Source organism: Uliginosibacterium sp. TH139, assembly GCF_002855595.1.
Lineage (GTDB): Bacteria > Pseudomonadota > Gammaproteobacteria > Burkholderiales > Rhodocyclaceae > Uliginosibacterium > Uliginosibacterium aquaticum.
In genome coordinates, this window is sequence record NZ_PKRR01000006.1 from 38,600 (window position 1) to 52,162 (window position 13,563).

The following is a 13,563-nucleotide window of genomic DNA, read 5'->3' on the forward strand; positions in this document are numbered from 1 at the left end:
TCCCTTGGGGGCAGGTTCAGGCGACCCGCTCCCGGCCGTATTACCGTACTCAGCCCATGCAGAACTTCTGCTCCCGATCCGTTTCTTGTCCCGTCAGCGCACCTGCCCCTTGCCGTGCGCTCGGCTGGGTGCGTGCGGCTTATGCAGGCGCGGTTGTCGGTGGAGGTGTGCTGGGTTGGCTGACAGGTCCAGCCTGGGGTTTGCTGTTTGCGCTGGGCGCTGGAGGTGCCGCCCTGCTGTACTGCCAGCGCCTGCAGTTGCGTGCAACAGAGGCCCGCGTGGCGCGTCTCGAGGCTGATCTTTCGCTGACCCAGCCGCGCTTGGGGCGGGTGATCGAGGCGACTCAGGATGGCGTGTGGGAATACGATGCCCAGGATCGCGCGCTGTTCTGTTCCGAGCGCGCGCTGGAGTTGCTCGGGCGGCGCGTGAGCGGCGAAGGCTCGCCGATCCGTGTGCTGCTGCGCCAGCTTAACCGCGAGCAGCGCCGCCGCTTGATCTGGGCGGTGCGGGATGCCTGGCAGGAAGGTGGGCGCTTCGACGAGCTGTTCCCGATTACCCCTAAAGGTGCGCGCAAGCGCTGGTTGCGGGTCCAGGCCAGCGTGGCGCTGGATCGCCGCTTCTTTACCGGTGCCCTGTCTGATGTAACCGAAGAGGTCGAGCTGTCGCGCGAACGCGCCCTTTATCAAACCTTCATGGAGGGCGTGATCGACGCCTTGCCCTTGCCAGTGTCGGTGAAGGACGAGAACGGCCTGATCATGCTGGCCAACGGAGCATTCTGCCAGGTCATGGATTTGCGTCCGGGCGAGGCCAATGGCAAGCGTGCCGCGCAACTGGTGGGCGGGCATCTGGCCGAGCGCCTCGAAGCACTGGATCGCCTCACCCTGGAAACTGGCCGCTCGCATGCGCTGGAGGACTGGGTCGAACTCAGCCGTGTGCACCGTCGTGAGTTTCTGCGCATCACCAAGAGTCGCTGTGTGGACCGCAATGGTCGCCGTGTGGTGGTAACCGCGTATGAGGACCAGACTGCCGTGCGGGACTACGCCCGCCGCATGGGCGAGCTCTCGATGAACGTGGAAGCCTTTGTGCAGCGGCTGATCCGCACCATGCCTCATCCGGTGTATGTGAAGGATGCCGAGAGCCGTTACCTGATGGTCAATGATGCGATCGCCGAGCAGTGGGGGCTGCATGCCGAAGACATGATCGGGCTGTCCTCCAGCGAGTTGTTCGGCGCTGAAATCGGCAGCGAGATCGAAGCCGAGGATCGGCGTGTGCTGGCAGGCGAAGTGATCTACAAGGAAGACTGTATCCCGGACAAGCGCACCGGCATGAAGCGTTACTGGACGGTGACCAAGGCGGCCTGTACCAACGTGGATGGCAGCCGCATCATCGTTGGATCCAACTTCGAGATCACCGGTGTGCGCCGTGCCGAGGTCGAACTGCGCGAGGCTCTGGCGCAGCAGACACGCTTGCGCGAGTTCCTGCAGCAGGTCTTCGATGCGCTGCCGCACCCGCTCTTCGTCAAGGATGCGCAGCATCGCTACCTGATGACCAACCGTGCTCATGCCCAGTTTCACGGTTGTAGCGTGCAGCAGATCATTGGCGGCCGCTCGGCCGATTACGCCATGCCCGGCGTGGCCGAAGCCGTTGAACGTGAGGAAGCGTCCATCTTCAGCGGCCTGGCCGAAGGCGCCGTGATCGAGAGCGAACACGTGCTCTACGATGCCTCGGGTCATCCACACCAGACCCTGATCCGTAAGGTCGCGGGTGTAGGGGCCGAGGGCGAACCGGTGGTGATCGGGGTGACTTTCGATGTCAGCGAAATGCGGGCGCTGGAGAGCGAGTTGCGCGAGGCGCTGGCCCGCCAGTCGCGCACCCGGGGCTATCTGCAGGAAGTCTTCGATGCCCTGCCGCATCCGGTGGCGGTGAAGGATCATGCCCATCGTCATGTGATGTGCAACCGTGCCTATGCCCGCATGCTCGATCTGTCGGCCGGTGAGATTCTCGGCACCCAGACCAGCGAACTCTTCGATGCCACCCTGGGGGCTGCCATCGAGCAACTGGAGGCTGAACAGCTGAGCCGGCCCGCGGGGCAGATCGGTGAGGTGGAGCAGGACATGCGTTGGCCTGATGGTCACGCACGGCGCATGCGGCTCTTCGTGCGGGTGTGCCGCGATCCGGAAGGGCAGCCACTGGTGGTCAGTGCCTTTCTCGATGTGTCGGCCCAGCATCGCCACGAGGAGCGTCTGCAGCGCATCAATCGCTTCATGCAGGATGTGTTCGACGCCATTCCCAACCCGATCGCTGTGAAGAATCGTCAGCATGTCTACGTCATGGCCAATCGGGCGCTTGGGTTAGCCAACGGCCTGCGGCCGGAGGAAATGGTCGGGCGCACAACCTGGGACTTCAACCTACCTGAAGTGGCTGAACAGACCGTGCAGGCGGATGATGAGCTGTTCGCCCTTGGGCCGGGCATTACCACCGAGCGCGAAGTGCCGCTGCGCTATGCGGATGGCAAGCTGCACCGGGTGCTGCTGCGCAAGGTCGTGTGCCTCGATCCGGATGGCGGCCCGCTGATTATTGCTTCCAACAGCGATGTGACCGAGCTGGCCGAGAAGGAGGCCGAGCTCACCGCCAGCCTGGCCCGCCAGACACGTATGCGTGAATTCCTGCAAACGGTCTTCGACATGCTGCCGTTTGCCACCTATGTGAAGGATGAGGCGCTCACCTACGTGATGGTGAATCAGGCCTACGCCGAGCAGCTCGGCCAGGCGCGCAGTGCGATTGCTGGCCAGCGCCTGGGCGCTTTTGTGCCGGCAGCGCAGGCGCAGGCGGTGGAAGCCTTCGATGCAGAGTTGCTGGCCCGCGATGGCGGCGACGTGTTCAGTGTCGAGGTGGAACTCAGCTATGCCGAGGGACACAGCCACCAGGTCATGTTGCACAAGAAGTTGGCGCGGGATGTGGATGGGCGCCGCGTGATTATCGGCATCAACCAGGATCTCACCGCTTTGCGTGCGGCCGAGTTGCAGTCGCGCAAGACCCTGGAGCGGCTCGATACCCTGGTGCGCAATGCCCCGCTAGGGATTGCGCGCTGCGACAGCAAAGGTCGCTTCCTGCAGGTCAATCCCTTCCTGCAGCAGTTCATTGGCCTGCCCGAGGCTGGCCTGCTCGGGCGGGATTACCGCAGTTTGCTGCCCGCTGCCGAGCGCGAGCGGATCGAAGCTCACCTGCAGGAGTTTCGCCGCAAGGGCGTGCTTCAGCCGCTGGAGCTGGTGCTCCAGCACAGTGATGGACACAGTTTGCCGGTGAGTCTTTCCGGCGTGATGGTGGGGGCCGGTGCAGAAGAGGAAAACTATTGGGTACTGATTTCGGATCAGAGCGCGCGCAAGCAGGCCGAGGCAGAGCTTCTGCGCCACCGCGATCAGTTGCGCGAGCTGGTGCTGGAGCAGACGGCTGACCTGCTGCGCGCTAAGGAGCTGGCCGAGCGCGCCAGTGCGGCGAAGTCGGACTTCCTCGCGCACATGTCGCACGAGCTGCGTACGCCACTGCACGCCATCCTGAGCTTCGCGCGGCTTGGCAACGCGCGCTGCGGGGAAGTGCCGCCCGAGCGTCTGCAGGAATACTTCAGTCGGGTCGCAGACGGCGGCGAGCGCCTGCTGTGCCTGCTCGATGAATTGCTCGATCTGGCCAAGCTCGAAGCCGGGCGCATGCATCTGGAACTACGGGTGCAGTCGCTGGCGCGCCTGCTGGATGATGCCGCGCGCGAGTTTGAAGCTCTGTTGGCGGCCCGGCGCATGAGTCTTGTGCGCGATTACGCCAGAGGGCTGCCACCGCTGGCGGTAGATGCGGTGCGCATGGGGCAGGTGCTGCGCAACCTGCTTTCGAACGCCTCCAAGTTCGCGCCTGAAGGCAGCTGCATTACCATGAGCATCCGCGCCACCCGGTTGGGAGGGGCCCCCGGGGTGGTCGGGCTGGAATTCGTGATCGCCGATGAAGGGCCAGGCATCCCGGCCGGCGAGCTGGAGCAGGTGTTCGACAAATTCGTGCAGAGCAGCCGTAATCGCGCGGCTGCCGGAGGCACCGGACTGGGGCTGGCCATCTGCCGCGAGATCGTGCAGGCGCATGGTGGGCAGATCCGGGCCCGCAATCGGGTGGGTGGGGGCAGCGAATTCATCGTCTGCCTGCCGCTGGAGAGTCAAGTGTTGCCGCCCGCGGCAGCTAATGAGGAGGATGCATGAGTGCATCGATCATGGTGCTCGATGACGAGCCCCTGAATCTGGAAATCATCGGCGAATACCTCGCCGATACGGGCTATCAGCTGAGTTTCTATGAAGACCCCGAGCTGGCCTGGGCCACGCTTGACGAGCGCCCCTACGATTTCGATCTGGTTCTGATGGATCGCATGATGCCCAGGCTGGATGGGCTATCGATGCTCAAGCGGATCAAGGCCGATTCGCGCATGAAACATTTGCCGGTGATCATGCAGACCGCGGCCGCGGGACCCGAGCAGGTCAGCGAAGGCCTCGCCGCCGGCGCTCATTACTACCTGACCAAGCCCTTCCGCTCCGAAGCCCTGCTCGCCATCGTGCGCGCAGCCCTGCACGACCGCGCACGCTGGGCCGACGTTTCGCAGCGCATGGCCAACCATTCGCGCGCGGTGCTGTTGCTCAACGAGGCGCAGTTCGTGCTGCATACGCTGGAAGAGGCGGAGTCGGTCGCCGGTTTGCTGTCACTGTCGGCCAAGGAGGCCGATGCGGTGGCCATGGGGCTGGCTGAACTGTTGGTCAATGGCATCGAGCACGGCAATCTGGGGATCGATTTCAATACCAAGGCCCGTTTGAAGAGCGAGGATCGTTGGCTGGAGGAGGTGTTACGTCGCCAGGCGCTGCCTGAGAACCAGGGCAAGCGCGTGAGCGTGCAGTTGCGCCAGGAGGCCGAACACAGCCGGGTGGTGATCGCGGATGAGGGCGAGGGCTTCGACTGGGAGCCCTTCCTGCATATCGCACCGGATCGCGCCTTCGCACCGAACGGGCGCGGGATTGCCGTTTCGCGCCAAGTGGCCTTTACCGAGCTGCGTTATACCGGCAAGGGTAATGTGGTTGAAGTGCTTTTTGAACGTGGGCAGGACGAGGAGTGAGCATGCTCGACCTCAATCTGGAACCTGCCAATGCCCAGCGTTCCTTCCGTGTTCTGATTGCGGACGATACCCAGGCCAACCGTGCTCTGCTGCGCGCCTATCTGGTCCGTCTGGGCTTCGAAACCCTGATGGCGGAGGACGGCGAACAGGCGCTTGAACTCTTCGAGCGTGAGCGCCCGGACATCGTGCTGATGGACCTGATGATGCCCAAGATGGATGGTTTCGAATCCATCGAGCGCATCCGCATGCTGCGCAGCGACCGCTGGGTGCCGATCGTGATCGTTTCGGCGATGGATGCCGAGTACGACATCACGCGCGGGCTGGAGGCCGGTGCGGATGATTTCATGACCAAGCCGCTGTCCTACCAGATGTTCGCGGCCAAGATGCGCAACCTGTCGCGGGCGCTTGAGTTCCAGGTCAGCCGCGAAGAGTCGCAGCGCAGGGAGGCCGCGATCGCCGATGCCGTGATCGACGGCATAATTACCTTCGATGCCGGTTTCTGTGTAGTGGACGCCAACCGTGCGGCCGCCACCATTTTCGGGCGCAGCGAAGGTGAGTTGCCGGGTTCTGATCTGCGCAACCATCTGCGTGAGCCGAGTGGTGAAGGTAGCTGGGAACGTCACTTCCGTGCCTGCGTTGAGGGGCGCGACCCTGATTTCATCGGCAGCCTTCAGGAGCTGATGGGGCGGCGTGCCGATGGCCGCATGTTCCCCTGTGAAATCTGCGTCACCGAACTGCCGCTGGCCGAAGAGCGACTCTTCATTGCTGTGGTGCGCGATATCAGCGAACGCAAGCGCGTCGGCCGCCAGCTCACCGAAAACGCCGCGCGGCTGCAGCAGTATCACGACGAAGCCGAAGCCGAGGCCGAACTGGCCAAGGACATCATGGAACGCCACATCCGTCGTGACGCCCTGGAGCAGAGTGGCGTGCAGCAGGCGGTGATTCCCACTCAGCGCTTCTCGGGCGATATCGTGCTGGCCGCTCGCTCGCGCAGTGGCAAGCTCTACGCGATGCTCGCCGATGCCACCGGCCACGGCCTGGCGGCAGCCATGAGCGGGCTGGCGATCGTGAACGACTTCTATCGTGCCGTGGAGGATGACGTGCCCCTGCGGCGCATGATCCTGATGCTCAACAACACCCTAGCTGAATTGCTGCCGCGCGGGCGTTTCGTGTCGGCTGCGGTGCTGGTGCTGGACCAGAAGCATCGGCGTGGCGAGATGTGGCAGGGCGGCGTGCCGGACGTGCTGCAGGTTGCTCCGGACGGCCAGTTGCTGGCGCGCTATCGGGCGGACCAGCTGCCGCTGGGCATCGAAGTCTGGCAAGCCGAAGAAGTGAGCATCACACCGCTGGAGTGGAATACGGCGTCGCAGCTTCTGCTGTGCTCGGACGGCCTGATTGAGGCCTGTTCCGGCAAGGGGGAAGAGTTCGGCTATGAGGGGGTGCTCGCTGCGCTGGCTTCAAGCCGGGTCGAGGGACGTCTGGACGCCCTGCAGGTCGAGTTGCGCCGGCATCTGGACGTGCTTGCCGGGCACGACGATATCTCCATGCTGTTGCTGGACCTGCCGGTCTGATCGGCGGCGGTATTCCACTGTTTGGATCAGCGCCGGCTTTAGCCGGCGCGGCCGGGGGCTGGCGCTGCTTAGTGTAACTCGCCATCCGCGAGATCTTCGAGCTGGCTGTCCTTGTCCAGCCAGCGGCGGGCGGAGCGCTCGCTCTCGAAGATGCGGATATCGGCCTCGGTGAAGAATTGCGATACCCAGGCAGACCAGCTCACCAGCTGATCGTCGGTCAGCAGGGCGATCTTGCCAAAGTCGCTCTGGTGGGCGCGCACATAGCGCCACTCTTCCATCGCCACATCCAGTGAACCGCTGGTCATGCTACGCAGATCGATCAGCAGGTCGACCGGATGATTAAAGCGGACGCGGTAATCCGAGAGTTCCTCGAAAGTCTTGCAATCGGCTAGGGTCAGGGTGCCATAGGCTCGCATCTCGACGCGGTCAGGCAGAACGTCGGTGGTGATCATGGTGGGCTCCTCGGGCGGTTTCTTGTGTGGAGCATCACGCTCGGTGAGGGGCTCCTGTCCTGACTATAGAAATGCTCAGGAGCCCTTGCCATGCGCGTCTTGCGCCCTTGCCCAAGTGGCCGGACGGGTGATGACAAGGCTGGTAACGATGATCAGCAGCATGCCCAGCCATGAGAGTGGCGGGATGTGTTCATGCCATAGCAACGCACCGTACAGGCTGGAGAAGATCACCGTTGTGTAGCCAAGGCTGGCGGTGATGATGGCGCGTCCGAGCTTGAAGGCGCGGGTGAGCGCAAGCTGCCCGAGTCCACCGCACAGACCTACGGTCAGCAGGAAACACCATTCAATCGGGCCTGCCTCCAGCGGACTGGAGGGTTGCAGTATGGCCAGCGGTGCGGCCAGCACGACATTGCTTGCGGATAGGAAGAACACCGTGCGCCACTCGGGTTCACCGGCGCGCCCTAGCTCGCGCAGATTGAGCTGGGCGATGCAGGCGAAGATGGCCGAGCCCAACCCGAGCAGGCCGCCGGCCCATTGCTCGGGGGTGAAGGTCGGGCGCAGTACCAGCACCACTCCGGCAAAGCCCAGCAGTAGTGCACCGCTCACGGCTCGCGGGGGAGGCTGGCGCAGGGCGACCGCCGCCGCCACGAACAATGCCGAGCAGTTGTTGAGGGTGACGGCGGTCGCCAGCGGCAAGCGCGCGATGGCCGCGAAATACATCAGCATGGCGATACTGCCAGCGGTGGAGCGGTACAGGTGGCTCTTCCAGTGCGGGCTGGCAAGGCTGAGGCGATGCCAGAAGACCCAGGCGCCGATCAGCAGCAAAGGCAGCAGGCCGCGCAGGCCAACCGTCTGCCCGGCATTGAAATGCCCGCCGGCCAGCTTGACGCAGGCGCCCATGGTGGCAAACAGGAAACAGGCAGACAGCATCCACAGTGCGTGCATCGTGATTGATCCGGGGAAAACGGAAACGGCGCCGGGTGCCCGGCGCCGTGGTAAGGGTAGCGCGTTCAGATGGAGCCGTACGCGGCTCCGGTCAGTCGCTTCAGTGGCTCAGTGGGCTTTTTCGAAGAACTGCTCGTTCTCGGTCGAACCCTTCAGTGCGGTGGTGGAGGATTGGCCGCCTTCGATTACCTGGGTGACCACGTCAAAGTAGCCGGTGCCCACCTCGCGCTGGTGCTTCACCGCCGTGAAGCCGCGTTCGGCTGCGGCGAATTCGGCTTCCTGCAGTTCGACGAAGGCTGGCATGCTGTGACGGGCATAACCGTAGGCGAGGTTGAACATCGAGTAGTTCAGGCTGTGGAAGCCCGCCAGGGTGATGAACTGGAACTTGTAGCCCATCGCGCCGAGTTCCTTCTGGAATTTGGCGATGGTCGTGTCGTCCAGATTCTTCTTCCAGTTGAAGGAAGGCGAGCAATTGTAGGCCAGCATCTTGCCCGGGAATTTCTGGTGAATGGCTTCTGCGAAAGCCTTGGCGTAGGCCAGATCAGGCTTGCCGGTTTCACACCAGACGAGATCTGCGTAAGGCGCGTAGGCGAGGCCCCGCGAAATCGCCTGGGCCAGCCCCGGGCGCGTGCGGTAGAAGCCCTCAATGGTGCGTTCACCAGTGCAGAAAGGCAGGTCGTTGGGGTCGACGTCGGAGGTCAGCAGATCCGCCGCTTCGGCGTCGGTACGTGCGACCACCAGCGTCGGTACGCCCATCACGTCAGCCGCGAGCCGGGCGGCGACGAGCTTGGCAACCGCTTCGCGAGTGGGCACCAAGACCTTGCCGCCCATGTGGCCACACTTTTTCACAGAGGCCAGCTGATCCTCGAAATGTACGCCCGCCGCCCCGGCTTCGATCATCGCCTTCATGAGTTCGAAAGCATTCAGTACGCCGCCGAAACCGGCTTCGGCATCGGCCACGATGGGAGCGAAGTAGTCGATCCAGCCTTCGTCGCCAGGATTCTTGCCCTCTGACCACTGGATCTGGTCGGCGCGGGTGAAGGTGTTGTTGATCCGGCGTACCACGGCGGGAACCGAGTCGGCTGGGTAGAGGGACTGATCCGGATACATCTGGCCGGCGAGGTTGGCGTCTCCCGCTACCTGCCAGCCCGACAGATAGACCGCCTTGAGACCGGCTTTGACCTGCTGCATGGCCTGATTGCCAGTCAAAGCACCGAGCGCATTGACGAAGGGGGTTTCAGTGATGAGCGCCCACAGCTTCTCCGCCGCCAGCCTGGCATGAGTGTGCTCGACGGCCACTGAGCCGCGCAGATTGACGACATCGGCAGCCGTATAGCCCCGTTTGATTCCCTTCCAGCGCGGGTGGCTGCTCCAGTCCTGCTCCAATTTGCTGATCTGTGCTTTGCGTGTCATGGCGACTCTCCTGTCGGGTGAAGCGGCCGGCCATGGGTGTTGGGGTGAAGGCCGGCGCTCATCCACTATAGGAAAGCGTATTGTGCATGGCAGCAAATCAAGCCTTGTGGCTTTCCCTGATCGGGTTGCGCCGCAACAAAATAGAAAAGGGCCGCTTGCGCGGCCCTTTCAGATCAGTCATCGGGATCGAAACTTTAAGCGTGGGCCTCTTCCTCGTCGAAGATCAGCGCCACCTTGCCATCCTTGCCCAGATCAATGGTTACCCGGCCGCCATTGGCCAAGCGGCCGAACAGCAGCTCGTCGGCCAGCGCCGAGCGGATCGTGTCCTGGATCAGGCGAGCCATCGGGCGAGCACCCATCAGCGGATCGAAGCCCTTGTCGGCGAGCCAGCCCTTGAGTTCTTCGGTGAAGCTGGCTTCGACCTTCTTCTCCTGCAGCTGACCTTCGAGTTGGAGCAGGAACTTGTCCACCACCCGCATGATGACTTCGCGATCCAGTGCCTTGAAGGAAATCACCGCATCCAACCGGTTGCGGAATTCCGGCGTGAAGTGGCGCTTGATTTCGCCCATCTCGTCACCGGCTTCGCGTGTGGCGGTGAAACCCATGGTGCTCTTCTGGATGGTTTCCTGTCCTGCGTTGGTGGTCATGATGATGATCACATTGCGGAAGTCGGATTCGCGGCCGTTGTTGTCGGTCAGCTTGCCGTGGTCCATCACCTGCAACAGGATGTTGTAGATGTCCGGGTGAGCCTTCTCGATTTCATCGAGCAGCAGCACGCAGTGCGGCTTCTTGTTGATCGCCTCGGTGAGCAGGCCTCCCTGGTCAAAACCGACATAGCCCGGGGGCGCACCGATCAGGCGGCTCACGGCATGGCGCTCCATGTATTCGGACATGTCGAAGCGCTGCAGCTCGATGCCCAGGGTGTAGGCGAGCTGGCGGGCGACCTCTGTTTTGCCAACGCCGGTGGGGCCGGAGAACAGGAAGCAGCCGATCGGCTTGGCCGGGTTACCAAGGCCCGAACGACTCATCTTGATGGCCTTGGTCAGCGCATCGATGGCCGGATCCTGACCGAAGACCAGGTTCTTCAGGTCGCGGTCGAGTTTTGCGAGGGCTGCGCGGTCATCGTTGGAGACCGAGCGCGGCGGGATCCGCGCAATGCGGGCCACAATCTCTTCGATCTCACCCTTGCCGATGGTTTTCTTCTGCTTGCTCTTGGGCAGGATGCGCTGAGCAGCACCAGCCTCGTCGATCACGTCGATGGCCTTGTCCGGCAGATGGCGGTCATTGATGTAACGCGCGGCCAGTTCAGCGGCGCTGGTGATCGCGGCAGCTGAATACTTGATGCCGTGGTGCTCCTCGAAACGGCTCTTGAGGCCCTTGAGGATCTCGATAGTTTCCGGCACCGAGGGCTCGTTTACATCGATCTTCTGGAAGCGCCGGGACAGGGCGTGATCCTTCTCGAAGATGGTGCGGAACTCGGTATAGGTCGTCGCACCGATGCATTTGAGCTGCCCCGAGGACAAGGCGGGCTTAAGCAAGTTGGAGGCGTCCAGCGTGCCGCCCGAGGCCGCACCGGCGCCAATCAGGGTATGGATCTCGTCGATGAAGAGGATCGCGTTCTGATTGTCGACCAATTGTTTCAAAACTGCCTTCAGGCGTTGTTCAAAATCGCCACGATATTTGGTGCCGGCGAGCAGGGCGCCCATGTCCAGCGCGTAGACCTGAGCATCGGCCAGTACTTCGGGCACACGCCCCTCGATGATGTGGCGGGCGAGGCCTTCGGCGATCGCCGTTTTGCCTACGCCGGCTTCGCCGACCAGCAAGGGGTTGTTCTTGCGGCGGCGGCAGAGGGTCTGGATCACGCGCTCCAGTTCCTTGTCGCGCCCGATCAGGGGATCGATCTTGCCCACCAGCGCCTGCTGATTGAGGTTCTGGGTGTAGTTCTCGAGCGCGCCACCGGGGCCGCCGCTCTCGCTCTCACCCTGTTCGCCATGCTCACCATCCGGCGCCTTGCGCTCGATGGATACCGGCTTGTCGCTGCCGCCCGGCTTGGTCACGCCGTGGGAAATGAAATTCACTACGTCCAGGCGTGAAATGCCTTGCCGTTGCAGGAAATACACCGCGTGTGAATCCTTCTCGCCAAAGATCGCGACCAGCACGTTGGAGCCGTTCACTTCCTTCTTGCCAGAGGACTGCACATGCAGGATCGCACGCTGGATCACACGCTGGAAACCCAGCGTGGGTTGCGTGTCGATCTCGTCTGAACCGGAAACGGTGGGCGTGTGCTCGGTGATGAAATTGGAGAGCTCACGGCGCAGCTCTTCAATATTCGCGGCACACGCACGCAGTACTTCGGTGGCCGAAGGGTTGTCGAGCAGGGCCAGCAGCAGGTGTTCCACGGTGATGAATTCGTGGCGTTTCTGACGGGCTTCGACAAAGGCCATGTGGAGGCTGACTTCGAGTTCCTGGGCAATCATTTAGGCTTCCTCCATCACGCAGGCCAGCGGGTGCTGACTCTGACGCGCAAAACTGCAGACCTGCTCGACCTTGGTGGCTGCCAGGTCGCGCGGAAAAACACCACAGACCCCCTTGCCGTCGTGATGCACCTGCAGCATCACACGGGTGGCCTGCTCCCGATCCAGCGCGAAGAACTTCTGAAGCACATGCACCACGAAGTCCATCGGAGTGAAATCGTCGTTCAGTAATAGCACCTTGAAGAGGGGGGGCGGCGCAACTTTCGCGCGTTCTGCTTCAAGGATAGCTTCGGTTTGTTTACGGGTTGGCATGCGACCAATTTTAATGACTTCGCTTTGGACTACAAACTATCACGACGGTTGCAAAAACCTTTCTGTTCCGGCGATCAGGCCGGATGTGCTGCAGCGCACCGATTCCTGCTTAACGACAAGCAATCCATGTGCCTGAATGGCGGCACGGAAAACATCTGTGCGTCATGTGTCGCATCCTTGCCACGATCAGGGCCCGGCCCGCTTGACGCTGCGCGGCGCCTTGGCGTAAAAGCCGAAGGTGCTCCACCGTGGTGCAGGGGTTTGCAAAAGCCTGGGTGTCGCGGTTCCGGCATTCCGCCGGGCAGACCAAGAAGCACCCCGCGCAAGCGGGAAAGTTACAGATAAACCAGAGGAAGAAGGAAGAGGTAAAGGGAATGGCAACTGGTACCGTGAAGTGGTTCAACGACGCCAAGGGTTTTGGTTTCATCACCCCGGACGACGGCAGTGAAGATCTGTTTGCGCATTTTTCCGCCATCAACATGAACGGCTTCAAGTCGCTCAAGGAAGGCGAGAAAGTTTCGTTCGAAGCCACGCAAGGCCCGAAGGGCAAGCAGGCGGCGAACATTCAGCGCGCATCCTGATCGCGTCCGCGCAAGCGGATACCGAGGCCTGCCAGACTCTGGCGGGCCTTTTTGTTTGTTTTTCCTGCATTTTCCAGTTTTCAGCGACCTAACCTGCCATGAGCCGCATCCTTCTGCTCAACAAACCTTTCGGCGTGCTCAGCCAGTTCACGGGTGAGCCGGGCCAGCGCACGCTGGCCGAATGTGTGACCGAAAAAGGCGTGTATGCCGCCGGCCGACTGGATGCCGACAGCGAAGGACTCTTGCTGCTGACTGACGACGGGGCTTTGCAGCATCGTCTGGCCGATCCGCGCCATAAGCAGGTGAAAGTCTATCTGGCTCAGGTAGAGGGTTTGGTGACGCCCGAGTCGCTGGCACGCCTTCAGGCGCCGCTGGATCTGGGGGATTTCGTGACCCAGCCCTGCCGGGCACGCGAAGTGGCCGAGCCGTCCTGGCTGTGGCCGCGCACCCCGCCGATCCGGGAGCGCAAGGCGATCCCGACCAGCTGGTTGCGCATCGAGCTACGCGAAGGCAAGAACCGCCAGGTGCGACGCATGACGGCCAAGGTCGGCCTGCCCACCCTGCGCCTGATCCGCGAGGCGATCGGCGAGTGGACGCTGGGCGATCTGCAGCCGGGTGAATGGAGAGTCGGTTGATCCTCGGGCACAATGCCCGCTTTCTTGAATGTTTGCGGAGCGATTC

The 13,563-nt window shown here is 62.6% G+C and carries 10 protein-coding genes; 5 read left to right on the top strand and 5 right to left on the bottom strand.

The annotated features are described in order from the left end of the window. Window positions 1–128 precede the first annotated feature (128 nt). Genes C0V76_RS14170 through C0V76_RS14180 form a run of 3 tightly spaced genes read left to right on the top strand, consistent with a single transcriptional unit; the run spans window position 129 to window position 6,705 of the window. A complete protein-coding gene (locus tag C0V76_RS14170; protein ID WP_158239249.1) occupies window positions 129–4,235 on the top strand; it encodes a PAS domain-containing protein in 4,107 nt (1,368 codons plus the stop codon). Further along, window positions 4,232–5,134, top strand: coding sequence for a response regulator (locus C0V76_RS14175; RefSeq protein ID WP_101943270.1), 903 nt, complete (start codon window positions 4,232–4,234; stop codon window positions 5,132–5,134). The genes C0V76_RS14170 and C0V76_RS14175 overlap by 4 nt, the downstream gene beginning before the upstream one ends. A 2-nt stretch (window positions 5,135–5,136) precedes the next feature. After that, on the top strand, window positions 5,137–6,705 hold the full coding sequence (locus C0V76_RS14180) for a SpoIIE family protein phosphatase (RefSeq protein WP_101943271.1): 1,569 nt from the start codon (window positions 5,137–5,139) through the stop codon (window positions 6,703–6,705). Window positions 6,706–6,773: 68 nt separating this feature from the next. Here the strand turns inward: C0V76_RS14180 and C0V76_RS14185 are convergent, their stop codons facing one another. The 5 genes from C0V76_RS14185 to clpS form a co-directional block, all read right to left on the bottom strand. Next, window positions 6,774–7,157 (bottom strand): STAS/SEC14 domain-containing protein, encoded by a 384-nt coding sequence (locus tag C0V76_RS14185; protein WP_101943272.1) that lies wholly within the window; start codon window positions 7,155–7,157, stop codon window positions 6,774–6,776. A gap of 75 nt (window positions 7,158–7,232) precedes the next feature. Next, complete coding sequence (locus C0V76_RS14190) at window positions 7,233–8,102, bottom strand: DMT family transporter (protein WP_101943273.1); 870 nt, start codon at window positions 8,100–8,102, stop codon at window positions 7,233–7,235. A 108-nt stretch (window positions 8,103–8,210) separates the two neighbouring features. Beyond that, complete coding sequence (gene aceA / locus C0V76_RS14195; protein WP_101943274.1) at window positions 8,211–9,515, bottom strand: isocitrate lyase; 1,305 nt, start codon at window positions 9,513–9,515, stop codon at window positions 8,211–8,213. 194 nt (window positions 9,516–9,709) lie between these two features. Beyond that, a complete protein-coding gene (clpA, locus tag C0V76_RS14200) occupies window positions 9,710–11,992 on the bottom strand; it encodes an ATP-dependent Clp protease ATP-binding subunit ClpA (RefSeq protein ID WP_101943275.1) in 2,283 nt (760 codons plus the stop codon). Then, on the bottom strand, window positions 11,993–12,301 hold the full coding sequence (clpS, locus tag C0V76_RS14205; RefSeq protein ID WP_101943276.1) for an ATP-dependent Clp protease adapter ClpS: 309 nt from the start codon (window positions 12,299–12,301) through the stop codon (window positions 11,993–11,995). Window positions 12,302–12,675: 374 nt separating this feature from the next. Between clpS and C0V76_RS14210 the strand changes: the two genes are divergently transcribed. Both C0V76_RS14210 and C0V76_RS14215 read left to right on the top strand, forming a co-directional pair. Beyond that, on the top strand, window positions 12,676–12,882 hold the full coding sequence (locus C0V76_RS14210) for a cold-shock protein (RefSeq protein WP_101943277.1): 207 nt from the start codon (window positions 12,676–12,678) through the stop codon (window positions 12,880–12,882). A 98-nt stretch (window positions 12,883–12,980) separates the two neighbouring features. Continuing rightward, window positions 12,981–13,517: a pseudouridine synthase gene (locus tag C0V76_RS14215; protein ID WP_101943278.1), complete on the top strand. Its 537-nt coding sequence runs from the start codon at window positions 12,981–12,983 to the stop codon at window positions 13,515–13,517. The last annotated feature ends 46 nt before the right edge of the window (window positions 13,518–13,563 follow it).

Excerpts from the sequence above, each read along its gene's own strand:
- C0V76_RS14175 (WP_101943270.1), top strand. The coding sequence starts at position 4,232 with ATGAGTGCATCGATCATGGTGCTCGATGACGAGCCCCTGAATCTGGAA.
- C0V76_RS14180 (WP_101943271.1), top strand. The coding sequence starts at position 5,137 with ATGCTCGACCTCAATCTGGAACCTGCCAATGCCCAGCGTTCCTTCCGT.
- C0V76_RS14185 (WP_101943272.1), bottom strand. The coding sequence starts at position 7,157 with ATGATCACCACCGACGTTCTGCCTGACCGCGTCGAGATGCGAGCCTAT.
- C0V76_RS14190 (WP_101943273.1), bottom strand. The coding sequence starts at position 8,102 with ATGCACGCACTGTGGATGCTGTCTGCCTGTTTCCTGTTTGCCACCATG.
- aceA (WP_101943274.1), bottom strand. The coding sequence starts at position 9,515 with ATGACACGCAAAGCACAGATCAGCAAATTGGAGCAGGACTGGAGCAGC.
- clpA (WP_101943275.1), bottom strand. The coding sequence starts at position 11,992 with ATGATTGCCCAGGAACTCGAAGTCAGCCTCCACATGGCCTTTGTCGAA.
- clpS (WP_101943276.1), bottom strand. The coding sequence starts at position 12,301 with ATGCCAACCCGTAAACAAACCGAAGCTATCCTTGAAGCAGAACGCGCG.
- C0V76_RS14210 (WP_101943277.1), top strand. The coding sequence starts at position 12,676 with ATGGCAACTGGTACCGTGAAGTGGTTCAACGACGCCAAGGGTTTTGGT.
- C0V76_RS14215 (WP_101943278.1), top strand. The coding sequence starts at position 12,981 with ATGAGCCGCATCCTTCTGCTCAACAAACCTTTCGGCGTGCTCAGCCAG.